Source organism: Microbacterium sp. (genome assembly GCF_031180975.1).
Lineage (GTDB): Bacteria > Actinomycetota > Actinomycetes > Actinomycetales > Microbacteriaceae > Microbacterium.
Map to the genome: position 1 here is coordinate 339,324 of NZ_JAPSLI010000002.1, position 22,275 is coordinate 361,598.

Sequence of the window (22,275 nt, forward strand, 5' to 3'; positions counted from 1 at the left end):
ATCTGGCGCTCTCGTCGTCGCGCAGCCACCGACTTAGACTCGAGCATGGCCAAGCGAATCCTCCACGTCGTCACCAACGTCGGCAGCTACGAAGACCGATCCCACCGGACCGGGCTGTGGCTGTCCGAGCTCACACATGCCTGGCACGTCTTCGAGCAGCGCGGATTCGAGCAGCAGATCGTCAGCCCGAAAGGCGGCACGTCGCCGTTGGAGCCGCGTTCACTCAAGCGACCCACCTACGACAAGTCCGCGAGGGCGTGGCGCGAAGATCCCGCGCGGATGGCGCTGCTCGCCGAGACCGCGAAACCCGACGAGACCGACCCCACGCGGTTCGACGCCATCTACTTCACCGGCGGCCACGGCGTCATGTACGACTTCCCGGACAGCGAAGGACTTCAGCGGCTCACACGCGAGATCCACAACAACGGCGGCATCGTCTCCGCGGTCTGTCACGGATACTGCGCACTGTTGAACACGACGCTCGACGACGGCAGCTACCTCATCACCGGCCGGAAGCTCACCGGCTTCGCGTGGCAGGAGGAGATCCTCGCCGGGGTCAACGAGTTGGTCCCGTACAACGTCGAGGAGGAGGCCCGGAAGCGCGGAGCGCTGTACGAGAAGGCGCTTCTCCCCTTCGTTCCGCACACCGTGATCGATGATCGCCTCGTCACCGGGCAGAACCCGATGTCGGCCACGAAGACGGCCAAGGCGGTCGCCGAGCTGCTCGACGCGCGCTGACGATTCACACGCGCGCGATCGCGAGCAGATGCGCGCTGAAGTCGCGGATCGCGGGGGCGGAGGACGACGCGCGCGCGATCACCAATGCCGCCTCACGGATGTCGTCGTCGACCGTGCGCGAGGATTCCAGGAACAGCCCCGCGGGCCCTTCCACACCGACGACCTCTTCCACTGCGAGTCCGGCGGCGACCAGTTCCGCCTCGAGCTCCTCGGCGGTGTGGAAATGGCCGGCGGGGAAACGTCCACCCCTCGTGGGGACGCCCGCCGCGATCAGGTCGAGCCACTCCCCCGGAACGGATGCCTGAGCCTCGCGCGCGAGCGCAACCCTGCCAAACGCGATATATCGAGATAGCGCGGCCGCGAATACGAGGCCGCCGGGACGGGTCACCCGACCGGCTTCTCGAAGCGCCGCCAGTCTGTCCTCCGCAGCGGCCAGATGGTAGAGCGGTCCGAGCAGTACCACGGCGTCGAACGAGCCGTCTTCGAACGCCAGTTCTCGCGCGTCGCCGACAGCTGCTGCGACGCCTGCCGCTGTGCGGAGCGGGTCGAGAGACGCGCATCCTCATCGAAGTGGTCACCGTAGTACGCCAGGATGCGGGCATCGATCTCGTTCTGGTCCATGCGTTTCGTCTCCTCGCTGCGCTCGTCGCTCAACGACCGGGGTGGGGACCGCTGCGCTCGTCGCCGAACGACCGGGTAGCGATCGCTGCGCTCGTCGCTCAACGACCGGGATAGGGGCCGCTGCGCTTGCTCAACGACCCGAGGCGGGTGCCGGAAGCATCAGCGGGCCGCGGGCACGGCTTCGACGTACTCGGCGAGGTGCTGACCGGTCAGGGTCGACCGCTCCCCCACGAGTTGCGCCGGGGTGCCCTCGAACACCACCCGTCCGCCGTCGTGACCGGCGCCCGGACCGATGTCGATGATCCAGTCGGCGTGTGCCATGACCGCCTGGTGGTGTTCGATCACGATCACCGTCTTGCCCGAGTCCACCAGCCGGTCCAGCAGACCGAGGATCTGCTGCACGTCCGCGAGGTGGAGGCCGGTGGTGGGCTCGTCGAGCACGTAGATGTCGCCCCTCTCCCCCATCTGGATGGCAAGCTTGACGCGCTGACGCTCGCCACCCGACAAGGTGGACAGCGGCTGGCCAAGTGACAGGTAGCCGAGTCCGACATCCTCGAGCCGGCCGAGGATCGCGGCCGCGGCGGGAATCTTCGACTCGCCTGCTGAGAAGAACCCGCGCGCCTTCGACACCGGAAGGTCCAGCACCTCGGTGATGTCCAGACCGCCCAGCTTGTAGTCGAGCACGGCCGCCTGGAACCGCTTGCCGCCGCAGTCCTCGCACGGCGTCTCGATGGTGTCCATGAAGCCGAGCTCGGTGACGATCACACCGGCACCCTTGCAGGTCGGGCACGCACCCTCGGAGTTCGCGCTGAACAGCGCCGGCTTCACGCCGTTGGCTTTCGCGAAGGCCTTGCGGATCGGTTCGAGCAGCCCTGTGTACGTCGCGGGGTTGCTGCGCCGCGACCCGCGGATGGCGCTCTGATCGATCGAGACCACCCCCTCGCGGGGAGACACCGAACCGTGGATGAGCGAGCTCTTGCCCGACCCGGCGACGCCGGTGACGACCGTGAGCACCCCGAGCGGAATGTCGACGTCGACGTCCTGAAGATTGTTCGCGTTCGCGCCGCGGACCTCGATGACGCCGGTGCGCTCGCGGACGGCATCCTTCAGCGCCGCCCTGTCATCCAGGTGCCGGCCGGTCAGGGTGCCACTCGCGCGAAGACCCTCGACCGTGCCCTCGAAGCAGATCGTGCCGCCCTCGCCGCCCGCGCCGGGACCGAGGTCGACGACGTGGTCGGCGATCACGATGGCTTCCGGCTTGTGCTCGACGACCAGCACCGTGTTGCCCTTGTCGCGCAGGCGCTGCAGCAACATGTTCATCCGCTGGATGTCGTGCGGATGCAGCCCGATGGTCGGCTCGTCGAACACGTACGTGACGTCGGTGAGCGACGAGCCGAGGTGCCGCAGCAACTTGATGCGCTGCGCCTCACCGCCGGACAGCGTCCCGGACGGGCGGTCCAGGCTCAGATAGCCGAGGCCGAGCGTCACGAACGCGTTCAAGTTGGCGGAGAGCGCCTTCAGCAGAGGGCCGGCCCCGGGAAGGTCGAGACCGCCAACCCACTCGGCGAGGTCGGTCACCTGCATCCGGCACGCGTCGGCGATGCTGATCCCGGCGATCTTCGACGACCGCGCCGCTTCGGTCAGACGGGTGCCGTCGCACTCCGGGCAGGTGGTGAAGGATGCCACGCGCTCGACGAACGCGCGGATGTGCGGTTGCAACGCATCGAGGTCCTTCGACAGCATCGACTTGGTGATCTTCGGGATCAGACCCTCGTAGGTCATGTTGATGCCGCTGATCTTGACCTTGGTCACCTCTCCGTAGAGGAAGAGGTGACGCTGCTTGTCGGTGAACTGGGAGATCGGCTTGTCGGACGGGTAGAACCCGGATTGCGAGAAGCCCTTCACCATCCACCCGTCCGGCGTGTAGCCGGGCACCATGATGGCTCCCTCATCGAGCGACTTCGATTCGTCGACGACCTTCGACAGGTCGATGTCGGACACCGCTCCCCTGCCCTCGCAGCGCGGGCACATGCCGCCGAGGTAGATCGCGTCCTTGACGATCTTCTTCTCGCCGCTCGGCCCGGTCATCACCCCGCTGGCCCGCTGGGTCGGGATGTTGAACGAGAACGCGGTCGGCCCGCCGATGTGCGGCTCGCCCAGCTTCGAGAACAGGATGCGCAGCATCGCGTTCGCGTCGGTGACGGTGCCTACCGTGGACCTCGGGTTGGCACCCAGCCGCTCCTGATCGACGATGATCGCCGTGGTGAGCCCTTCGAGCACGTCGACGTCGGGGCGCGGCACGGACGGCATGAAGCCCTGTACGAACGCGCTGTACGTCTCGTCGATCATCCGGCGGGACTCCGCGGCGATCGTGTCGAACACGAGCGAGCTCTTGCCCGAACCGGACACCCCCGTGAATACGGTGAGACGGCGCTTCGGAATCTCGACACTGACGTCCTTCAGGTTGTTCTCCCGCGCGCCCTGCACGCGGATGACGTCGTGGGTGTCGGCGATGTGCGTCTCGGCCATCGTCGTCCTCTCTACTCAGGCGCTCTGCTGCAGGCGCACCATGTTGCCGGCGGGATCGCGGAACGCGCAGTCGCGGACGCCGTACGGCTGGTCGATCGGCTCCTGCACGATGTCGGCACCCTTCGCCTCGATCTCGGCGAACGCGGCATCGACGTCGGCGGTGGCGAGCACGATCCCACCGTAGCTGCCCTTCGCCATCAGCTCGAGGATCGTCGTGCGCTCGTCGTCGCTGATCCCGGGATCGACAGCGGGCGGATGCAGCACGATCGACGTGTCCGGCTGACCCCCGGGCCCCACCGTGATCCACCGCATCTGCTGGTACCCGACGTCCTTGCGCACCTCGAACCCGAGCACGTCGCGGTAGAAGGTCAGCGACTCGTCGGCATCCAGGTGCGGAAGGAAACTCGCGTTGATCGTGATGTCCATGACCCCGACGCTACCCAGCGGCGCCGCGCCGCGCTTCTCGATTCCTGATCGGTCTGGTCGCCTGCTTCTCCATCCACGACGGGATGCCGGCGGCGAGGCCGGGATCGCGTCGGTAGGCGCTCGGCGGCATCCCGACCAGCTCTGCGAATCGCGTGCTGAACGTGCCGAGCGACGAGAAGCCCACCGCGAAGCACGCCTCCGTGACGCTCACATCGCCGCGCCGCAGCAGAGCCATGGCCCGCTCGATGCGGCGCGTCATCAAGTAGGCGTACGGAGACTCCCCGTACACGTCGCGGAATCGTCTGCTGAGGTGGCCCGACGACATGTGCGCCTGCCGCGCCAGCGACTCCACGTCCAGGGGCTTTGCGTACTCCCGGTCGATCCGGTCGCGCACGCGGCGCAGCGCCGCCAGCTCGCGCAGCCGCGCGTCATCGGAGAGGGAGGACACGCTCCGATCCTGGCACGCCCGCGGGCGGCCCGCGCTAGCCTGGGGCCGTCACCGCTTCTCTCGCGAAGGGATCCTCATGACCGACTTCCTGCCATCGCAGGCGACGAACGCCGTCCGATCGATCCGGACGTTCCTCGCCGTCTCCGGCGCGCTCGCACTTGTGACCGGGCTCTTACTGCTGATCTGGCCCGGCAAGTCCGCGGTGATCGTCACGGGCATCGTGGCGTCATACCTGATCATCGGCGGGCTCGTCTACCTGGCGCTGGCCGTGTTCTCCGGTCGAGACCGCGGCTGGATGCGCATCGGCCACAGTCTGCTGGGGCTGCTGTACATCGTCGCCGGTGTCATCGCATTCGCAAACCTCGCCGCCGCGACGGTCACGTTCGCGCTCATCGTCGCCGTCTTCGTCGGAGTCAGCTGGATCTTCGACGGGGTGGTCGCACTGAGCCTGCTCGGCACCGGCGCGTCCAAGGTCTGGACGTGGATCTACGCGATCATCGGCATTCTCGCCGGCGTGTTCGTGCTGCTCTCACCGCTGTACGCCGCCGTCGTGCTGTGGATCATGCTGGGTGCCACGCTGGTCGCGCTCGGAGTCGTCCAGATCGTGCGGGCGATCACTCTGGAGGAGGATCTGGCGACGCTCACCACGTATTGAGTGAGTGCCCGACGGAAGAATGCGGCCCCGGTGAGAACCGGGGCCGCATTCTTTGTCACTCCGAGACGAAGTCGGACGTGTCGCCGACGAGGCGCGTGTTGTCGTCGGGAACAGGGTCGACCGCTGCCTGCGCGACCTCGGCCGCGAACTCCTGCACGTTGTAGAGCTTGCCGGCCGACTCCCGGCGCCCGGCGATCGCACCGGGGTTCGCGCGCTCGAGCAGGGTCGCGGTGATGGTGCCCTCGATCATGTCGCCCGACACCACGGTGAGGCCGATACCCTTCTGCGCCAGGTCGGGGATCAGTTCGCGCAGCGCGTCCTCACCGGCGCGCTTGGACCGGGCGACCGGCTCGTACTCGGGCATCGTCGGGGTGGTGCGGATGAAGTGCGCCTGGTGGCTGGTGACGAACACCACGCGGGAGCCCTCGCCCAGCAGCGGCTCTGCCGCCCGCAGCACGCCGAGCTGCGCGTCACGGTTGAGCTTGAGGGCGTAGTCCTCTGCCATGCCGGACTCCATGCCACCAGATGCGTTCAGCACCAGGATGTCGAGACGTCCGAACTCCTCTCGAACCCGCTCGAACATGGCGTCGACGGAGTCCTGATCGGTCAGGTCGGCCCCGACGACGAGCACGCGGCGCCCGAGGGCGCGCAGCTCGTTGGCGAGCTTCTCGGCGCGCGGCGCCTTGTTGCGGAAGTTGATGACGACGTCCGCACCGGCCTCGGCGAAGTAGCGGACCGTGTCGGCGCCGATGCCCCGGGACGATCCGGTGACCAGTGCCACCTTGCCGTCGAGGGAACCTGCCGGGAGAACCTGGGTCATTCCTGACTCCTCGTGATGCTCGGGATGCGCGCGGATGGCGACATCCCACCCTACAACGAGGCTCCCGGTCGACCCGCGGTTTCTCGCGCGTGGTAGGTTGACCGCAGGAGGGGCGCATGGACGGTTTCGCGGCATTCGTCGAGGTCATCGAGCAATGGGCCTGGATCGGGTGGATCGTGCTGATCGCGGTCTTCCTGGTCATCGAGATGCTCAGCCTGGACTTCACGTTCCTGATGCTGTCTCTCGGCGGCGCCGCCGGGCTGGTCGCCGATCTGGTCGGTCTTCCAGTGTGGGCTCAGGTGCTGATCGCCGGCATCGCCGCCGCCCTGTTCATCCTGTTCCTGCGGCCACCGCTGCTGCACCGTCTGCGGCGCGGCGAGGACCCCACGAAATCCAACGTCGAGGCTCTGATCGATCTGCGCGGCATCGCGCTGCACGACATCACCCAGATCTCCGGCCAAGTGAAGCTCAGCAACGGCGACACCTGGACCGCCCGCAGCCTCACCGGCACGCCGATCCCCGAGGGCTCGCGCGTCGCGGTCGCCGAGATCAGCGGCGCCACCGCCATCGTCCGCCCCGTCAGCGAATAGGAGCATCTCCATGGACGACTCCTCGTTCATCTCGGCCGCGATCGTATGGATCCTGGTCGCCGCTGTCATCATCTTCGTGGTGGTGACCCTCGCCCGGTCCATCCGGATCATCCCGCAGGCCACCGCGGGCATCGTCGAGCGTCTCGGTCGCTATCACAAGACCCTCAGCCCCGGCCTGAACATCCTCGTGCCCTTCATCGACCGCCTCCGGCCGCTCATCGACATGCGTGAGCAGGTCGTGTCGTTCCCGCCGCAGCCCGTCATCACCGAAGACAACCTGGTCGTGTCGATCGACACCGTCGTGTACTTCCAGGTGACGGATGCCAGGGCCGCGACGTACGAGATCGCGAACTATCTGGGCGCCGTCGAGCAGCTCACCACCACCACGCTGCGCAACGTGGTCGGCGGACTGAACCTCGAAGAGGCGCTCACCAGCCGCGACAACATCAACGGGCAGCTGCGTGTGGTGCTGGACGAGGCCACGGGCAAGTGGGGCATCCGCGTCTCCCGCGTCGAGCTCAAGGCCATCGACCCACCCGTCTCCATCCAAGACTCGATGGAGAAGCAGATGCGCGCCGAGCGCGACCGCCGCGCGGCCATCCTCACGGCGGAGGGCTCGAAGCAGTCGCAGATCCTGGAGGCCGAGGGCCAGCGTCAGGCGGCGATCCTGAAGGCCGAGGGTGACAAGCAGGCCGCCGTGCTGCGCGCACAGGGCGAAGCGGAGGCGATCCAGAACGTGTTCAGCGCCATCCACCAGGGTCGGCCCGACGACAAGCTGCTCGCCTACCAGTACCTGCAGATGCTGCCCAAGATCAGCGAGAGTCCCTCCAGCAAGCTGTGGATCGTTCCGAGTGAGCTGACTGAGGCGCTGAAGGGCATCGGGACCGCGTTCACTCCGCGCCCCGGATCGGCACCGTCCGACCCGACACCGGGCGCGTGACACACCCGTACCTCACCGGAGCACGACATCCCCGAGTCCTCGCCCACCGCGGTCTGATCTCCGCGGAGGGTGAGGACTCGGCGGTGTGGGAGAACACGGCGGCCTCGTTCGCGGCCGCGCACGCGGCCGGTGCCGAGTACATCGAGACCGACTGCCGACTGACCGCCGACGGCGATGTCGTCCTCTTCCACGACGACACGCTGCAGCGACTGGCCGGCGACACCCGTCGCATCGACGAGCTTCGGACCCGGGAGCTCGCCGCGGTGCTGGCGGAGCACGGCGGTCTGCTCACCGTCCCGGATGCTCTGGACGCCTTCCCCGGCATCCGCTTCAACATCGACGTGAAGACGGATGCCGCCGCCGAGCCGCTCGGGCGAGCCGTCGCCGACCACACCGAGCGGGTGCTGGTCACCAGCTTCTCGGACGCCCGTCGCACGCGTGCCGTGGCCGCCGCGTTGCGCGCCGGTGCAGCCATCCGTCCCGCCACCTCCGGCGGGCGCGCCACCATCGCCGCGTTGAAGTCGCTGTCGGCCGCGCGCCTCTCCCCTGCCCGCGTTCTCGCAGCGATCGACGCGGTGCAGGTCCCCGAGCGGCAGGGGCCGCTGCGCATCGTCACCCCCGCCTTCATCCGCTCCGCTCACGGTGCGGGAGTGGAGGTGCACGTCTGGACGGTCAACGAGGCGGCTGACATGATGCGGCTCGTGGCGGCCGGTGCGGACGGCGTCGTCACCGACCGAACCGACCTGGCACTCGAGGTCCTCGCCCCCTTCTGACGCGCCCACGGCACACGGCCCTGGGATTCCACTGTGAATAGCGCCCGCTTCTCGCCCGCGTGGATGAAGCGCACAGACGCGAGCGTTATACCTGACAACGCGAGCGTTCACAGCGACGAGAGGACCACACAATGGCAGATCGCAGTCTTCGCGGCATCCGACTGGGTGCCCAGAGCCTTCAGAGTGAAGAGGGCGTCGTCTTCATGGAGCGGCGCGCCACCACGTACACGTGTCCGACGTGCAACCACGACACGACGCTGATGTTCGCCGCCGACGCCGAGCCGCCCGCGACCTGGGAGTGCCGCTCGTGCGGTGCCGAGGCCGTGCTGCAGGTGGACGGCGAGCCCGTCAAGCGCGACGACGAGCAGGAGAAGGCGGCTCGGACGCACTGGGACATGCTGCTCGAGCGCCGCACGCGCGCCGAGCTCGAGGAGTTGCTCGAAGAGCGCCTGGCTTACATCCGCGCACGCCGCGGCGCAGGCGACGACCCGACGCGCGAGCGCATCGGAGCCTGACTCAGCGCCGACGGCCCGTGAGGATCCCGGCGGCCGCGAGGCCTGATAGTCCGGCAGCCACCAGGATTCCCTGAATCCAAGGCCCGAGAACGACCCCAGCCGTGAGGCCGGAACGCAGTTCGACATCCTCGAGCAGCGCTCCGGCCTCATCGGCGTCCAGGGACGAAATGGTCCGGCCGTCCGGTGCGATGATCTGACTGGTCCCCACGGTCGACACGTTCACGACGCTGCGCCCGGTCTCGATGGCGCGCATCCGGGCCAGCGCCAACTGCTGCAGGTTCTCGTCCGTGCCGCGGAAGTCCGCATTGTTCGTCTGGAACACCAGCACTTGCGCGCCGCTGTTCAGCCCCTCACGGATGACCTCGTCGTAGATCACATCGAAGCAGATCGCCAGTCCGACGCCGACGTCACCGACCCGCACCACAGGCGGGTTGTCGCCCGGCGTGTACTCCCGCTGGATCAGGTCGATCAGGTCAGGGGCGAGGGCGCGGAAGAACGGTCTGTCCGGCACGTACTCGCCGAACGGCACCGGATGCCGTTTGTCGTGCAGTTGCGCGGCTTCGCCGTCCGGCGTCCACAGAAAGGATGTGTTGAAGATGTCGGCGCCTCGTTCGGTCGCGGTGTTGGCGAGCAACGGCGCATCCATCCGGGAAACCACGCGCGTCAACCGGCGTGCCGTGCCGGGGTCCTGGAACGGGTCGTAGTCGACACCGCCCTCCGGCCAGACCACGAGGTCGATCGCCTCACCCTCGAGCGGCGTGGTCGCATCGGTCTGGGCCTGGATCACCCCGTAGGCCTCGCGCTCGTCGAAGTACCCGGTGGTGCCGTTGCCCTGCACGGCCGCGATCCGCATCCGCCCGGCATCCGCGGTCGGGAACGCCGGCGTGAGCAGCAGTGCGGCGATCACCACGAGCGGCAGCGCGAGCACGGCCGGGCGCAGCCGGCGGCGCGCTCGGACGAGTTCGATCACCGCTGCGACGGCGACGACCATCAGGAAGCCCAGCCCGCTCACCCCCAGCCAGGAGGCGAGCGGCGCCAACGGGCTCTGCGCCTGCGTCATGCCAATGCGGGCCCACGGGAATCCCCCGTACGGCCAGTTGCCGATGAACAGCTCCTGCACCAGCCACAGCGCACCGACGACGACGGGGACGAGCACGACCCGTGCCCGCGGCCACGCGCGCGGGAGCCAACGCAGCGCGAGCGCCACGGGGACGAGAGCCGCGGCAGTGAGTGCGCCCTCGACGAACGTCAGACCGAGCCAAGGCAACGGGCCCAGATAACGTGACGTCCACGAGACCAGGAGCAGGTAGAACACGATCCCGTAGGTCGCGGAGACGAGCAGCGCTCCCCCCACGCGCCTGCCGTCCAGCGCGACCAGCAGCAGGGCCACTGCGACGAAGGCCGCAGGCCAGACCGCCACCGCCGGGAAGGCGAGGTCCATCAGCACACCGGCCGCGGCGGCCGCGATGACCGCGACCCAGAGCGGCAGCACAGGGCGCCGCGGCGCCGCGCGTCTCGCGTCCGTCATCCGTTCACACCGCCGAGTACGCGACGATCCCTCGCCGGACGCCGTCCAGCGCTCTGCGGGCCGTCCGAGCGAGATCCGCATCCTCGGCAACCATGGACAGCTGGTCGAGCAGATCGATGGTCTGCTTCGCCCAGCGCACGAAGTCGCCTGCGGCCATGTCGGCGTCGATCAGCACCCGGTCGAGGGATCCCCCGCGCGCCCACGAGTGCATGGCCGCGGAGAGCCCTGGAGCCAGCGGCTCGCTGCCCGGCAACCCGTGCTCCTTCTCGAGGTCATCCAGTTCGGCCCACAGCCGCTCGGTGGCGTCGTACGCGATCCGGAACGCGCCTCGGGGCAGACCCCGCTCCCCCGCGTTCTGTTCGTCCCGGCGCGGCTCGTACACCAGGGCGCACGCCATCGCGGCGAGCGACGCGGCGTCCAGGCTGCGCCAGATGCCCGCACGCAGCGATTCGGCGACCAGGAGGTCGCGCTCGCCGTAGATGCGGCGCATGGTGCGTCCGGCATCCGTCAGCGACAGCTCGTCCCCCTCCCCTTCGAGGTACTCGACGGTCTGCAGCACGTCGATCACCCTGTCGAAGATCCGCGCCACGGTGCCGGTGCGGGTCTCGATCTGCCGCCGCGTGCGGTCGGTCTCCCGCTTGAGGCTGAAATACCGCTCCGCCCACCGCGCGTGGGCCTCCCGGTCGGGGCACGAGTGGCACGCGTGCCGCTGCATCCTGGTGCGCAGGTTCTGGATCTTGCCGAGGCGCTTGTCCCGCGCGGCGCGCGGACCGGCATCGCGTCGGTTCTTCTTCTCGAGATCACTGAGCTCGCGGCGCAGGCGGGCGTAATCGAGGAAGTCGCCGCGGTCGCACTGCATCGCCTTGAGGTACCCCTCCAGGGATTCCTCGGCGTTGCGCACCTTGCGCGCCAGGCTCACCACAGCGCGGTCGGCCTGGAACTGCGCGAAGGACGACTCCAGAATCTCGCGGGCACGAGGACGCCCGAAACGGTCGATGAGGTTGACCGCCATGTTGTAGGTCGGGCGGAAGCTCGAGTTGAGCGGGTAGGTGCGGCGGGATGCCAGGGCGGCGACCGCCTGCGGGTCCATGCCCTCGCTCCACTGCACGACGGCGTGACCCTCCACGTCGATGCCGCGGCGACCAGCGCGTCCGGTGAGCTGGGTGTACTCCCCCGACGTGATGGCGACGCGCGCCTCGCCGTTGAACTTCTCCATCTTCTCCAGCACCACGGTCCGCGCCGGCATGTTGATGCCGAGCGCGAGAGTCTCGGTGGCGAAGACGGCCTTGACGAGCTTGCGCTGGAAGAGCTCCTCGACGACCTCCTTGAAGGCGGGCAGCAGGCCGGCGTGGTGGGCCGCGACACCGCGTTCGAGGTTGTCGCGCCACTCCCAGAACCCGAGCACGTCGAGGTCCTCGTCCTGGAGGGAACGGGTGCGTTCGGTGACGATGGCGCGGATCTGCTCGCGCTCCTCCTGAGTGGTGAGGCGCACTCCCGCACGGCGCATCTGCTGGACGGCCGCGTCGCAGCCCACGCGACTGAAGATGAAGAAGATGGCCGGCAGCAGGTTCGACCGTTCCAGCAGTCGCACGACGTCGGGGCGGTCCATGCGCTCGATGCGACCCATGTTGGACTGGCGCACGGGACGACGACCCCCGCGCGGCGGGCGCAGCGCCTGCCGGCCGGCGTGCCGCGCGCTGCGGTACTCCTGGGCGCGACGGTTGTCGTCGTAGCGCGACCCCGTGAACGAACGGATGCGGAACAGCTCCTGATTCACCTGCGCCGTCGCGATGCCCGCCCTGTCGTCGAACAGCGGCAGCAGATCGTCGCGGACGAGGACGTGCTGCTCGAGCGGCACCGGTCGCGTCTCGGAGACGATCACGTCGGTGTCGCCGCGGACGGTGTCCAGCCAGTCGCCGAACTCCTCGGCGTTGGAGACCGTGGCACTGAGCGAGATCAGCCGCACGCTCTGCGGCAGGTGCAGGATGACCTCCTCCCACACCGGGCCGCGGAAACGGTCGGCGAGGTAGTGCACCTCGTCCATGACGACGTAGCGCAGCCCGCGGAGCGCGTCGGAGTCCGCATAGAGCATGTTGCGCAGCACCTCGGTCGTCATGACGACGATCCGGGCGCTGCCGTTGATGTTGGTGTCGCCGGTGAGCAGACCGACGTCGTCCGCACCGTACACGTCGACCAGTTCGCGGAACTTCTGGTTCGACAGCGCCTTCATCGGCGTCGTGTAGAACGCCTTGTCGTTCGGCGTCTGCATGGCGAGATGGATCGCGAACTCGCCGACGATCGTCTTCCCAGCGCCGGTGGGCGCGGCGACCAGCACGCTGCGCCCGTCCTCGAGCGACTGGCAGGCGTCGAGCTGGAAGGGGTCGAGGTCGAACCGCTGTCGGGCGGCGAACGCCTGAGTCTGCGGATGCTGGGCGGCCGCGCGGGCAGCCGCGTACCGCTCAGCCGGGGAGCTCATGCCACCAGGTCCGGGTCGAGTCCGGCGGCGATGGCGCGCTTGCGCTTGCGCTTGTCGAGAAGCAACGACACCCCCGCCGCGGCGAAGTAGAGCACGATCAGCATGCCTCCGAGCAGGAGCATGCTGACGACGTCGGCGGCGGGTGTGGCGAGAGCGGCGAACGTCATGGCGATCAGCACAGCGATGCGCCACCCCTTCAGGATGGCCTTGCCTGACATGACGCCGGCGAAGTTCAGCACGACGAGGAACACCGGCAGGACGAAAGCGACGCCGATGACGAGCATCATCTTGAAGACGAAGTCGTAGTACTCCTTTGCGCTGTACAGGAGCGGGGAGCCATCCGGAGTGAAGCTGGCCATCAGCTCGATCACATGAGGCACGATCAGGGTTCCGACGTAGCAGCCCGCGAAGAACAGCGGCAGAGCGGCGGCCATGAAGACCAGCGTGTACTTGATCTCCTTGCGGGTCAGACCAGGCATCACGAACGCCCAGATCTGCCACATCCAGATCGGCGCCGACAGGAAGATGCCGATCGAGAACGCCATACGCATGCGCAGGTCGAACGGCGACGTGACGGACGTGAACGTCAGGGCCGTGAGCGAGTCGCTGCCCTCAGCCATCCGATTGATCGGCTCCGAGATGAAGGCGATGATCGGATCGGTCACGATGAACGCGACGATCATCCCCAGCAGCAGGCCGGCCGCTGCGCGGACGAGTCGCTTGCGGAACTCGAGAAGGTGGGCTCCGAGCGACATCCGCCGCTCGTGGCGCGGCACGTCCTCCTTCGCGGCGTGGCGATCCACCACTGCCACGTCCGTCAGCTGGAGCTTGTGCCGCGGTCGGAGCCGGGCGTGGCGTCGGTGTCGGAGGTCGTCGATTCGACCTTGCCGTCGGTCTTGGCGCTCTCCGCAGCCGCGTCCTCCTCGCGCATCGCCTTCATCTCGCCCTTGAAGACGCGAGCCGACTGGCCCATGCTCTTGGCCAGTGCAGGCAGCTTCGCCGCACCGAAGAGAAGAAGGATGACGACGAGGAGGATGACCAGGTGCCAGCCGTTGAGATTGCCGAACATGACGTTCTCCTAAGCGTTTGGGATCGGTTCAGTCTAACCGAGCATCAGCGGCTTCCGGCGCAAGGTAGAGCGCCAATCCCGCCGCGGCCCAGTCGTGGGTGGTGTCGCGTGCGAGGGGTGGATCGAGCACTTCCAGCGCTCCTCCGAACCGGCCTGCGATCCGTTTGATCCCCCGAGGATCCGCCATCCGCAGCCGCACCGTGAGCATCCCGTCGCGCCGCTCGACCTCCTCGCGGGCGAACGCGCCGAGCAGCGGCGACAGTCGCTCCGGGAGTCGGACGGTGACCTCGCCGGCCGCGGCATCCTGTCCGAACGCCTCCGGCACCTTCTCGTCGCGATGCGTGATCGCGATATCGGTGAGCTGCGGGTCGCTGACCCGGTCGAGATGGAACGTGCGCATCGCCTGACGCAGGTGGCACCAGCCCTGCAGGTACCACTGACCATTCGTGATGAGGATCTGCATCGGGTCGACCGTGCGCGTGGTCGGCGCGGCATCCGGCGCCTGGTACGTGAACGAGACCGCGACGCCCTCGTGCAGCGCCCGCGACACGACGTTCTGCACCTCGCCGACCTCCACCGGGGCGACGACGAGATCGGGCGGTGCGTCGGCGGATCCGCGGGACAGCTTCGCGATGAGCCCTGACACGAGTCCGGACTCCGACACTGCGGGGACGGCCGCGACCATCTGGAGACCGGCGAGCAGCGCTGCCGCCTCCCTGGCCGTGAACCGCGGCACCCGGCGCAGCGCCACGTCGTTGGTGATCTCGATGATGTCGTGCTCGTCGAGCAGGTCCCAGTCGATGTCGAACATCTCCTGCGGCAGCTGCCAGTATCCCGAGTCGCCGGGCAGCCCGATCACCGTGAGCTTCTCGACCATGGCGCGCATGTCATCGCGGCTCACGCCGAACTCGGCGGCCGCCTCGTCGAGTGTGACCTGACCGCGCTCGAGCAGGTACGGCACCAGTGTGAGGTACAGCCGCACCCGGTCGGCCGCGAGCAGCGGCGGCTGTTGCGGCGGTGTCATGCCTGCGCTCCTTCCGGGCGGGCATGCCGTTCGGCGATCGCCCTCAGCCGGCTGATCACGGCGTCGCGCAGGTCCGCCGGCTCGACCACCCGCACCTCGGGACCGTAGGAGGCCAACTCGTCGGCGAAGATGTGACGATCCACGTAGCGGACGCGGATCCCCTGGGTCGCCGGTGTCGCCCGGCGCCCGAGACGCAGCGCGGCTTCGGTGCCTGGGGTCACCTCGAGCAGCGCGCTCTGCGCGGCGGCCACGGCCTCCAAGCCGGCCAGTGCACGCTCGGCGGCGCCGTCGCGCAGCGCCGGGTCGAAGCTCTGCCCCGTCACCTTCACGTCACTGACGATGCGGCTCAGCAGGAACGTCCGCTCGGCGTCGGCATCCACATCGATGCCGTAGACGTGCCAGCGCGCCTCATAGTCGACGAGGGCGAGCGGGCGCAGCCGGCGCCTGGTCGGCGCTTCGTCGCCGGGCTTGAGGTACTCGAACACCACCACGCGACTGCGGTCGATGCCCTCCTGGAGCGCAGGGAACGCGGCGTCCCGCGCGGTGATCCGCGGCGCGAATCCGATGATCGGTTCGTCGCCGTCGATGCCCAGCGCGCGGATCTTGCGCACCCCCGACTGCGCGTCAGACGACACGGATTCGGTGCTCCACACGCTCCCGGCCAGGCGCAGCACTGCGAGCTCGGCGGCGCTGAACTCGATGTCGGCCGGCAGGTCGTACTCGGCTTGCGGAATGCGGTAGCGGGCTTCGCGCAGATCGTGCGGGTCGGCGGGGTCGCCGATGGTCTCGATGGGGATGCCGAGGGCGCGCAGCTCGTCCTTGTCGCGCTCGAACATCTTCTCCAGCGCGTCCTGCTTGGCACCCGCCTCGGCCCGCTGACGGTAGCCCGAGACGTTCTCCAGGATCTGCTGCTTGGTGAGGCCGATCTCCGTGGCCATCAGAGCGACGACGAGGTTGGTCAGTCGCTCCTCGGCCGGGATCTGCACGGGGTTCATTGCCGTGTCAGCTCCTCGGGCACGACGCCGAGCACGTCGACGACGTACGCGGTGGCATCCCCGCCATCACCCGGGACGACGGCGAGGAACTGCGAGCCGACCGTCGACTTCGCGATCCGCTCGCCGACCTCCTTCGGCAGCGCCGACGCGTCGAGAACCATGCCGGACTCCCACGAGGATGCCGCAACGGTGCGATCCGACCAGTTCACCGCGGTGTAGTGGAACATCGGGCTGCCCTCGCCGACCTTCTCACCGTCTCCCTCGATCAGCGTCTGCACGACGGGCTTCGACGGCGCGTCTCCGTCCGGCACGATGATGCCGGGCCGGCCATCCGACGCGCGGACGACGGTCGGCAACCCGCTCGCGTCGTTGAACACATCACGGCCCTCCGCCTTGGGCAGCGCCGCGTAGCGGATGTCGAGGACGCCGATGACGCTGTCCTTCTCGCCCAGACCGACCTGCTCCGCCATGCCCTCGGCGAGCTCCTTCGCCGGGATGGACACGACGACGCGGCTCCCGGCCGTGGCGCACTTCAGCGCGTCGTCGACACCCGGCAGCTGCTCGGCGACCGACGCCGGGTTCCACAACGTGGTGCCCGCGTCGAGTGCGTCGCCGGATGCGCCGTTGAACAGCGCGTAGGAGACGATGGCGTTCTGCTCGGACGACGTGATGGCGCGGCCCTCGCCGACGATGACGTCCGCGTACGCGGTGTCCTCGGTCCGCACCGGCGTGGACAGCTGCGCCTTCGGCTCGCCGAGGTCACCACTCACCTCCACGGACTTGGCGAGGCCCGCCGACGAGTCCCGCTCGCAGGACGCCCCGTCGAAGCTGGGGGCCGAGGAGCACCCGGTCAGCGCGAGGGCGGAGAGGGCGAGAGCGGCGAGGGCAGCGGTCGATTTACGCACGCGCCCCAGTCTATTGCGAAGGCTGCTCTGCCTGGCGCGACGCGGCCGCCCTGCGCGCGCCGTCGGCCGCCTTCTGCGCCTCCCGCACACGCTTGCGCAGGTTCTTGTCGGTGATCTCCCTGTCGCCGACCGCCCCGGGCGTCCACAGTTCCACGTCCTCGTCGCTGAAGCTCGATTTCGAGGCGCGGCGACGGACCTCTGGCGGGATCGCGCCCGGCGCGAGCCTGCGCGCGGTGAGCAGGAAGCCGGTGTGCGCGACCATGCGATGGTCGGGGCGCACGGCGAGTCCCTCCACGTGCCAGCCGCGCACCATCGTCTCGGAGGCGTCCGGTTCGGTGAACAGGCCGGTGCCGCGGATGTACTCGGCGACTCGGGAGAGCTGGGTGGCGGTGGCGATGTAGCAGATCACCACGCCGCCGGGCGTGAGCGCGTCGGCGACGGCATCCATGCACTCCCACGGTGCGAGCATGTCGAGCACGACGCGGTCCACGGTGCCCGGCGGGAACTGCACCGGCAGCTGCTCCGCGAGGTCGCCGACCACCACCTCCCAGGTGTCCGGCGCGCCGCCGAAGAACGTCTCGACGTTCGCCTTCGCGACATCGGCGAAGTCCTCCCGGCGTTCGAAGGACACCAGACGCCCGTCGTTCCCGATGGCGCGCAGCAGGGCGAGCGACAGCGCACCCGATCCGACGCCGGCCTCGACGACCGTCGCGCCGGGGAAGATGTCGGCCTGCATCACGATCTGCGCGGCGTCCTTCGGGTAGACGATGGCGGCGCCGCGCGGCATCGACATCGCGAAGTCGCGCAGCAACGGGCGCAGTGCCAGGTAATCGTGTCCGGAGCTGTTGGTGACGACCGAGCCGTCGGGCTGGCCGATCAGGTCGCTGTGCCGCAGCACACCGTGGTGCGTGTGCAGTTCGCCGTCACTGCGGAGTGTGATGGTGTGCAGGCGACCCTTCGGGCCGGTGAGCTGCACGCGGTCCCCCTCGCGGAACGGCCCCGTCGGCCGGACGGCGCTCATCGGGCGCCCTCCATGGCGAGGCGGGAATGCAGGTCGCGGATGTCCTGTGCCGTGCGGCGCTCGAGCGTCGGCCACAGTTCGTGCGCACCGGCCTCGTCCAGCGAGACGATGTGCGGCACGCCGAGGGTGACGGCGCCGGAGGATCGCCCTGCTGCGACGCCGGTCGGCGAGTCCTCGATGACGACCGCGTCGGCGATGTCGATGCCGAGCAGCTCCGCGGCGGTGAGGTAGGGCTCGGGATGCGGTTTGGGCAGCGTGACGTCGTCGCCGGCGATCACGAGGTCGAAGGCCTCGAAGTCGATCAGATTGACGACTTCCAGCGCCATCCGCCGCAACGACATGGTCACCAGGGCGGTGGGGATGCCGTTCGCGCGGAGATCCGCCAGCAGTGCCCTGGCGCCGGGGCGGAACGGGACGCCGCGGGTGCGGAGAGCCTCGGCGACGCGATCGGTGAGCGTCTGCACGATCGCCTCTGGAGCCATGTCGACCCCGGCCGACTGCAGCACGATGGCGCTGTCCATCAGGCCATTGCCGACCAGCTGCATGGCCTCCGCGTGGGTCCATCGCCCGCCGAAGGACTCGACGAGCTCGGTCTCGGCCGCCATCCAGTACGGCTCGGTGTCGACGAGTGTTCCGTCCATGTCCCACAGGACTGCGCTGGGCTTGCTGCTCACCGAACCAGCCTAGCCGCAGGCCGCCCGCCGGCCTGCCCGGGCGACTAGCCTGGAGTGATCCCCCGGCGGGGCATAGACAGGAAGGAGAGCGGGTGGACGTTCTCGGGTCACGTATCGTGGTCGCCGCCTTCGACGGTTGGAACGACGCCGGCGAGGCCGCCAGCGGCGCCATCGCGCAGCTTCGCGACTCCGCCGACTACGAGCTCGTGCACTCCGTCGACCCCGAGCTCTACTTCGACTACCAGTACACGCGCCCCTCGACGCGGATGGATGCGTCCGGACGTCGTGAACTGCGCTGGCCGGAGGCGTCGCTGTGGCGCCCGCGGTTGGAGCAGGAGGACGGCACCGAACTGTGGCTGCTGACCGGGTCGGAGCCCGCGCGCGCCTGGCAGGCGTTCGCCGGGGAGTTCATCGACGTGGCACTGCGCGACGACGTGACCGGCTTCATCACCCTCGGTGCGATGCTGTCCGATGTGCCGCACACGCGTCCCATCTCGGTGTTCGCGTCGAGTCAGAACGAGGCCGTGCGCGAGACGCATGGTCTCGAGAAGTCCACGTACGAGGGTCCGGTCGGGATCCTCAGCGTGTTCGAGCACTTCGCCGAGATCGCCGGCATCCCCGCTGCCAGCCTGTGGGCGAGCGTGCCGCACTATGTCGCCACCGCCGCGCCGTCGCCGAAGGCGACGCTGGCGCTGCTGGACCGGCTGGAGGAGCTCACCGGTTTCGGCCCCGCTCGCGAACATCTGCGCACCGAAGCGGCCGCCTGGGAGGCGTCGATCGATGCGGCGGCGGCGGAGGACGAGGAGATGACGGAATACATCCGCCAGCTCGAGCGCACCCGTGACACCTGGGACTCCCCCGACGCCTCGGGCGACGCCATCGCCCAGGCGTTCGAGCGCTATCTCCGTCGCCGCGGCGACGGATTCGACAAGCGCTGAGCCGGACGAAGGGCGCAGGGCGGTCGGCACTCAGCTGGCGGGGATGACCCCCGTGCCGAGCAGCACCAGCAGCACGACCCCGAGCAGCACGCGGTAGATCACGAACGGCAGGAAGCTGCGCTTGGAGATCCAGTTCATGAAGAACGCGATCACGCCGAGCGCCACGACGAACGCGAGACCGGTGGCGGCGAAGGTCTCGCCGAGGCCGAAGTGCTGGTTGGGGTCGTCCCAGTGCTTGAACAGCTGGAAGAAGCCGCTGCCGAACACGGCGGGGATCGCGAGCAGAAAGGCGTACCGGGCGGCGGCGGCCCGCTCGTAGCCGAGGAAGAGTCCGATGGTGATCGTGCCGCCGGAGCGGGATACACCGGGGACCAGCGCGAGCGCCTGCGCGAATCCGAATGCGACACCATGCGGATAGGTGAGGTCGCTGAGCTTGCGGCGCTTCGCCCCGACGTAGTCGGCGATGCCGAGCAGCAGGCCGAAGCCGATCAGCATGATCGCGACCAGCCAGAGCGAGCGCAGCACGGTCTCGATCTTCTCCTGGAACACCAGGCCGAGCACCACGATCGGGATGCTGCCGATGATGATCAGCCAGCCCATCCGCGCATCGGGATCATTGCGAGGCGCCTTGCCCGTGAGCGAGCGGAACCACTGCCCGATGATCCGCACGATGTCGCGCCAGAAGAACACCACCACGGCGGTCTCGGTGCCGATCTGGGTGATGGCCGTGAACGCCGCCCCAGGGTCCTCCCCGGACGGCAGGAAGGTGCCGAGGATGCGCAGGTGTGCGCTGGACGAGATGGGGAGGAACTCGGTGAGTCCCTGGACGATGCCGAGGATGAGGGCTTCGAGCAGGTGCATACGTCGCTTTCTGAGCTGGGCTGGGGTTCTTCGTCGTGCGCCGGCGTGCGGATGCCGGTCAGCAGGTGCGCAGGAGGTCGGCGAGCACGCGCTGGCCGAAGACAAGCGAGTCTACGGGCACCCGCTCATCGACCCCGTGGAACATCCCGGTGAAGTCGAGGTCGGCCGGGAGCCGGAGAGGCGCGAAGCCGTAGCCGGTGATGCCGATCGAGGCGAGCGCCTTGTTGTCGGTACCGGCGCCGAGCAGGTACGGGATCACGGGGACTCCGGGGTCGTGGCGTCCGAGCGCCGCGACCATGGCATCCACCAGCGACCCTTCGAACGGCGTCTCCATGCCGATGTCGCGCACCACCGTCTGGATCTCGACGTCGTCGCCGACGATGCGCTGCAGCTCGGCGAGGACGTCGTCCTCGGTGCCGGGGATCACGCGCACGTCGATGAGCGCCTCTGCCGTCTCAGGGATGACGTTGTGCTTGTAGCCGGCGGTCAGCGCGGTCGGGTTGGTGGTGGTGCGGAACGTGGAGCGCAGGAAGGCTTCCGCGGGTCCCGCCGCCGCCGCGAGGGCGTCGGGGTCGTCGACGGAGCGTCCGGTGAGCGCGCTCAGCCCGTCGAGCAGCGCGCGCGTGGTCGGCGTCAGCCGGATCGGCCAGCGTGTTCGCCCCACAGCGGCGACCGCCTCGGCGAGGCGTGTGACCGCATTGTCGTCGTGGAAGCGGCTGCCGTGGCCGGCGCGCCCCTTGGCAACCAGGCGCAGCCACATCAGCGCCTTCTCACCGACCTGGAGCAGGTACGCACGTCGCTCGTCGACGGTGATGGAGTATCCGCCGACCTCGCTGATCGCCTCCTTCGCGCCCCGAAACCAGTCGCGTCTTTCCTTGACGACGAGCGCTGACCCCTCGACTCCGCCGTTCTCCTCGTCGGCGAAGAACACCAGGATCAGATCGCGTTCCGGCCGTTCGCCGGCACGGAGCATCTCGGCGACGGCGGTGAGGATCATCGCGTTCATGTTCTTCATGTCCACGGCGCCGCGCCCCCACAGCATCCCGTCGCGCACGACACCGGCGAACGGGTCGACGCTCCAGTCGTCGGCCATGGCGGGGACGACGTCGAGGTGGCCGTGCACGACCAGCGCGGGACGGCTCGCGTCGCGTCCCGGCACGCGCGCCATCACGTTCGTGCGGCGAGGAATTGGCTCGTAGTACTCGGGCGTCAGCCCAAGCCGTTCCAGGTAGGCGCCGACGTACTCGGCCGCCTCTCTTTCGCCGTTCGCCCTGCCCCCGCCCCAGTTGGACGTATCGATGCGGATGAGGTCGCGGGCGATCTCGACGACCTCGGGCAGTGACGGTTCGGACATGCCCTCAGGCTATCGAAGCCCGATGGCGCGCCCGGGTGCGCTGCCGGTTCGTCCCACCCAGGGGAACGTGCTAATGTCGTTCTTCGGTCGGCAACGACTGAAATGCGCGGGTGGCGGAATAGGTAGACGCGCTAGCTTGAGGTGCTAGTGCCCGCATAGGGCGTGGGGGTTCAAGTCCCCCCTCGCGCACAGAACGAACAAGACCCGGGTCCATCGGACCCGGGTCTTGTTCGTTTGTGGGTTATCGGCGGGTTATCGGCAAGAAAGTGTGGACGGGTCGGGCGTGTCATGATCGTCCTGCCCACCCGGTTCTGAGCCAGAGGCCCTCGCCGGCGTCGAGTCCGGTGTCGTAGAGTGCGGGCCCGACGCGCTCTT

General features: G+C 68.7%; 24 protein-coding genes and 1 tRNA gene. 8 read left to right on the top strand and 17 right to left on the bottom strand.

The features are described from left to right. The first annotated feature begins 45 nt into the window (after positions 1–45). Complete coding sequence (locus RIF65_RS04625; RefSeq protein WP_309064212.1) at positions 46–738, top strand: type 1 glutamine amidotransferase domain-containing protein; 693 nt, start codon at positions 46–48, stop codon at positions 736–738. 4 nt (positions 739–742) lie between these two features. On the opposite strand, the gene RIF65_RS04630 is transcribed toward RIF65_RS04625, so the two are convergent. The 5 genes from RIF65_RS04630 to RIF65_RS04650 form a co-directional block, all read right to left on the bottom strand. Next, positions 743–1,231, bottom strand: a complete 489-nt coding sequence (locus RIF65_RS04630; RefSeq protein ID WP_309064491.1) for a class I SAM-dependent methyltransferase — start codon at positions 1,229–1,231, stop codon at positions 743–745. Continuing rightward, positions 1,123–1,359, bottom strand: coding sequence for a hypothetical protein (locus RIF65_RS04635; protein ID WP_309064211.1), 237 nt, complete (start codon positions 1,357–1,359; stop codon positions 1,123–1,125). The genes RIF65_RS04630 and RIF65_RS04635 overlap by 109 nt, the downstream gene beginning before the upstream one ends. Positions 1,360–1,518: 159 nt before the next feature. Then, positions 1,519–3,888, bottom strand: coding sequence for an excinuclease ABC subunit UvrA (locus RIF65_RS04640; RefSeq protein ID WP_309064210.1), 2,370 nt, complete (start codon positions 3,886–3,888; stop codon positions 1,519–1,521). A gap of 15 nt (positions 3,889–3,903) precedes the next feature. Continuing rightward, complete coding sequence (locus RIF65_RS04645) at positions 3,904–4,314, bottom strand: VOC family protein (protein WP_309064209.1); 411 nt, start codon at positions 4,312–4,314, stop codon at positions 3,904–3,906. A gap of 10 nt (positions 4,315–4,324) precedes the next feature. Then, entirely contained in the window at positions 4,325–4,762 is a 438-nt protein-coding gene (locus RIF65_RS04650; RefSeq protein WP_309064208.1) for a helix-turn-helix transcriptional regulator, read from the bottom strand. A 76-nt stretch (positions 4,763–4,838) separates the two neighbouring features. On the opposite strand from RIF65_RS04650, the gene RIF65_RS04655 reads away from it, so the two are divergent. After that, the gene (locus RIF65_RS04655) at positions 4,839–5,417 is read left to right on the top strand and encodes an HdeD family acid-resistance protein (protein WP_309064207.1); all 579 of its coding nucleotides are present in this window, start codon (positions 4,839–4,841) and stop codon (positions 5,415–5,417) included. 55 nt (positions 5,418–5,472) lie between these two features. Here RIF65_RS04655 and RIF65_RS04660 read toward each other — a convergent pair whose 3' ends face one another. Next, complete coding sequence (locus RIF65_RS04660) at positions 5,473–6,237, bottom strand: SDR family oxidoreductase (protein WP_309064206.1); 765 nt, start codon at positions 6,235–6,237, stop codon at positions 5,473–5,475. Positions 6,238–6,353: 116 nt separating this feature from the next. Between RIF65_RS04660 and RIF65_RS04665 the strand changes: the two genes are divergently transcribed. The 4 genes from RIF65_RS04665 (at position 6,354) to RIF65_RS04680 (ending at position 9,055) form a co-directional block, all read left to right on the top strand. Continuing rightward, a complete protein-coding gene (locus RIF65_RS04665) occupies positions 6,354–6,827 on the top strand; it encodes an NfeD family protein (RefSeq protein ID WP_309064205.1) in 474 nt (157 codons plus the stop codon). A 10-nt stretch (positions 6,828–6,837) separates the two neighbouring features. After that, positions 6,838–7,767, top strand: coding sequence for an SPFH domain-containing protein (locus RIF65_RS04670; protein WP_309064204.1), 930 nt, complete (start codon positions 6,838–6,840; stop codon positions 7,765–7,767). Then, positions 7,764–8,540 (top strand): glycerophosphodiester phosphodiesterase family protein, encoded by a 777-nt coding sequence (locus RIF65_RS04675; protein ID WP_309064203.1) that lies wholly within the window; start codon positions 7,764–7,766, stop codon positions 8,538–8,540. Before RIF65_RS04670 ends, RIF65_RS04675 begins: the two co-directional genes overlap by 4 nt. 131 nt (positions 8,541–8,671) lie before the next feature. Beyond that, the gene (locus RIF65_RS04680; protein WP_309064202.1) at positions 8,672–9,055 is read left to right on the top strand and encodes an RNA polymerase-binding protein RbpA; all 384 of its coding nucleotides are present in this window, start codon (positions 8,672–8,674) and stop codon (positions 9,053–9,055) included. Between the two features lies 1 nt (position 9,056). Here RIF65_RS04680 and lnt read toward each other — a convergent pair whose 3' ends face one another. The 9 genes from lnt to RIF65_RS04725 form a co-directional block, all read right to left on the bottom strand. Further along, the gene (gene lnt, locus RIF65_RS04685; protein WP_309064201.1) at positions 9,057–10,583 is read right to left on the bottom strand and encodes an apolipoprotein N-acyltransferase; all 1,527 of its coding nucleotides are present in this window, start codon (positions 10,581–10,583) and stop codon (positions 9,057–9,059) included. A gap of 4 nt (positions 10,584–10,587) precedes the next feature. Next, the gene (locus tag RIF65_RS04690) at positions 10,588–13,059 is read right to left on the bottom strand and encodes a DEAD/DEAH box helicase (protein WP_309064200.1); all 2,472 of its coding nucleotides are present in this window, start codon (positions 13,057–13,059) and stop codon (positions 10,588–10,590) included. Continuing rightward, positions 13,056–13,814: a twin-arginine translocase subunit TatC gene (gene tatC, locus RIF65_RS04695; protein WP_309064490.1), complete on the bottom strand. Its 759-nt coding sequence runs from the start codon at positions 13,812–13,814 to the stop codon at positions 13,056–13,058. Before tatC ends, RIF65_RS04690 begins: the two co-directional genes overlap by 4 nt. Positions 13,815–13,876: 62 nt before the next feature. Continuing rightward, positions 13,877–14,128 (bottom strand): Sec-independent protein translocase subunit TatA, encoded by a 252-nt coding sequence (tatA, locus tag RIF65_RS04700; protein WP_309064199.1) that lies wholly within the window; start codon positions 14,126–14,128, stop codon positions 13,877–13,879. Positions 14,129–14,156: 28 nt separating this feature from the next. Next, a complete protein-coding gene (locus tag RIF65_RS04705) occupies positions 14,157–15,152 on the bottom strand; it encodes a helix-turn-helix transcriptional regulator (RefSeq protein ID WP_309064198.1) in 996 nt (331 codons plus the stop codon). Continuing rightward, positions 15,149–16,147 carry a helix-turn-helix transcriptional regulator gene (locus RIF65_RS04710; RefSeq protein WP_309064197.1) on the bottom strand — a complete coding sequence of 333 codons (999 nt, stop codon included), beginning with the start codon at positions 16,145–16,147 and terminating at the stop codon, positions 15,149–15,151. The genes RIF65_RS04705 and RIF65_RS04710 overlap by 4 nt, the downstream gene beginning before the upstream one ends. Beyond that, a complete protein-coding gene (locus tag RIF65_RS04715) occupies positions 16,144–17,052 on the bottom strand; it encodes a hypothetical protein (protein ID WP_309064196.1) in 909 nt (302 codons plus the stop codon). The genes RIF65_RS04710 and RIF65_RS04715 overlap by 4 nt, the downstream gene beginning before the upstream one ends. Positions 17,053–17,062: 10 nt before the next feature. Further along, positions 17,063–18,073 (bottom strand): tRNA (adenine-N1)-methyltransferase, encoded by a 1,011-nt coding sequence (locus tag RIF65_RS04720; RefSeq protein ID WP_309064195.1) that lies wholly within the window; start codon positions 18,071–18,073, stop codon positions 17,063–17,065. Next, positions 18,070–18,747: an HAD family hydrolase gene (locus tag RIF65_RS04725; protein ID WP_309064194.1), complete on the bottom strand. Its 678-nt coding sequence runs from the start codon at positions 18,745–18,747 to the stop codon at positions 18,070–18,072. Before RIF65_RS04725 ends, RIF65_RS04720 begins: the two co-directional genes overlap by 4 nt. 92 nt (positions 18,748–18,839) lie before the next feature. Between RIF65_RS04725 and RIF65_RS04730 the strand changes: the two genes are divergently transcribed. Next, positions 18,840–19,685 carry a PAC2 family protein gene (locus RIF65_RS04730; RefSeq protein ID WP_309064193.1) on the top strand — a complete coding sequence of 282 codons (846 nt, stop codon included), beginning with the start codon at positions 18,840–18,842 and terminating at the stop codon, positions 19,683–19,685. A 30-nt stretch (positions 19,686–19,715) separates the two neighbouring features. On the opposite strand, the gene RIF65_RS04735 is transcribed toward RIF65_RS04730, so the two are convergent. Then, positions 19,716–20,546, bottom strand: coding sequence for an undecaprenyl-diphosphate phosphatase (locus tag RIF65_RS04735; protein WP_309064192.1), 831 nt, complete (start codon positions 20,544–20,546; stop codon positions 19,716–19,718). Between the two features lie 58 nt (positions 20,547–20,604). After that, on the bottom strand, positions 20,605–21,900 hold the full coding sequence (locus tag RIF65_RS04740) for a M20/M25/M40 family metallo-hydrolase (protein WP_309064191.1): 1,296 nt from the start codon (positions 21,898–21,900) through the stop codon (positions 20,605–20,607). A gap of 104 nt (positions 21,901–22,004) precedes the next feature. On the opposite strand from RIF65_RS04740, the gene RIF65_RS04745 reads away from it, so the two are divergent. Further along, positions 22,005–22,089 (top strand) — tRNA-Leu (locus RIF65_RS04745). Positions 22,090–22,275 lie beyond the last annotated feature (186 nt).

What these genes read in the sequence shown, in the direction of transcription:
- RIF65_RS04665 (WP_309064205.1), top strand. Translation starts at nt 6,354, where the DNA reads ATGGACGGTTTCGCGGCATTCGTCGAGGTCATCGAGCAATGGGCCTGG.
- RIF65_RS04735 (WP_309064192.1), bottom strand. Translation starts at nt 20,546, where the DNA reads ATGCACCTGCTCGAAGCCCTCATCCTCGGCATCGTCCAGGGACTCACC.
- lnt (WP_309064201.1), bottom strand. Translation starts at nt 10,583, where the DNA reads ATGACGGACGCGAGACGCGCGGCGCCGCGGCGCCCTGTGCTGCCGCTC.
- RIF65_RS04740 (WP_309064191.1), bottom strand. Translation starts at nt 21,900, where the DNA reads ATGTCCGAACCGTCACTGCCCGAGGTCGTCGAGATCGCCCGCGACCTC.
- RIF65_RS04690 (WP_309064200.1), bottom strand. Translation starts at nt 13,059, where the DNA reads ATGAGCTCCCCGGCTGAGCGGTACGCGGCTGCCCGCGCGGCCGCCCAG.
- RIF65_RS04640 (WP_309064210.1), bottom strand. Translation starts at nt 3,888, where the DNA reads ATGGCCGAGACGCACATCGCCGACACCCACGACGTCATCCGCGTGCAG.
- RIF65_RS04710 (WP_309064197.1), bottom strand. Translation starts at nt 16,147, where the DNA reads ATGAACCCCGTGCAGATCCCGGCCGAGGAGCGACTGACCAACCTCGTC.
- RIF65_RS04645 (WP_309064209.1), bottom strand. Translation starts at nt 4,314, where the DNA reads ATGGACATCACGATCAACGCGAGTTTCCTTCCGCACCTGGATGCCGAC.
- RIF65_RS04660 (WP_309064206.1), bottom strand. Translation starts at nt 6,237, where the DNA reads ATGACCCAGGTTCTCCCGGCAGGTTCCCTCGACGGCAAGGTGGCACTG.
- RIF65_RS04635 (WP_309064211.1), bottom strand. Translation starts at nt 1,359, where the DNA reads ATGGACCAGAACGAGATCGATGCCCGCATCCTGGCGTACTACGGTGAC.
- tatA (WP_309064199.1), bottom strand. Translation starts at nt 14,128, where the DNA reads ATGTTCGGCAATCTCAACGGCTGGCACCTGGTCATCCTCCTCGTCGTC.
- RIF65_RS04670 (WP_309064204.1), top strand. Translation starts at nt 6,838, where the DNA reads ATGGACGACTCCTCGTTCATCTCGGCCGCGATCGTATGGATCCTGGTC.
- RIF65_RS04720 (WP_309064195.1), bottom strand. Translation starts at nt 18,073, where the DNA reads ATGAGCGCCGTCCGGCCGACGGGGCCGTTCCGCGAGGGGGACCGCGTG.
- tatC (WP_309064490.1), bottom strand. Translation starts at nt 13,814, where the DNA reads ATGTCGCTCGGAGCCCACCTTCTCGAGTTCCGCAAGCGACTCGTCCGC.
- RIF65_RS04705 (WP_309064198.1), bottom strand. Translation starts at nt 15,152, where the DNA reads ATGACACCGCCGCAACAGCCGCCGCTGCTCGCGGCCGACCGGGTGCGG.
- RIF65_RS04655 (WP_309064207.1), top strand. Translation starts at nt 4,839, where the DNA reads ATGACCGACTTCCTGCCATCGCAGGCGACGAACGCCGTCCGATCGATC.
- RIF65_RS04680 (WP_309064202.1), top strand. Translation starts at nt 8,672, where the DNA reads ATGGCAGATCGCAGTCTTCGCGGCATCCGACTGGGTGCCCAGAGCCTT.
- RIF65_RS04625 (WP_309064212.1), top strand. Translation starts at nt 46, where the DNA reads ATGGCCAAGCGAATCCTCCACGTCGTCACCAACGTCGGCAGCTACGAA.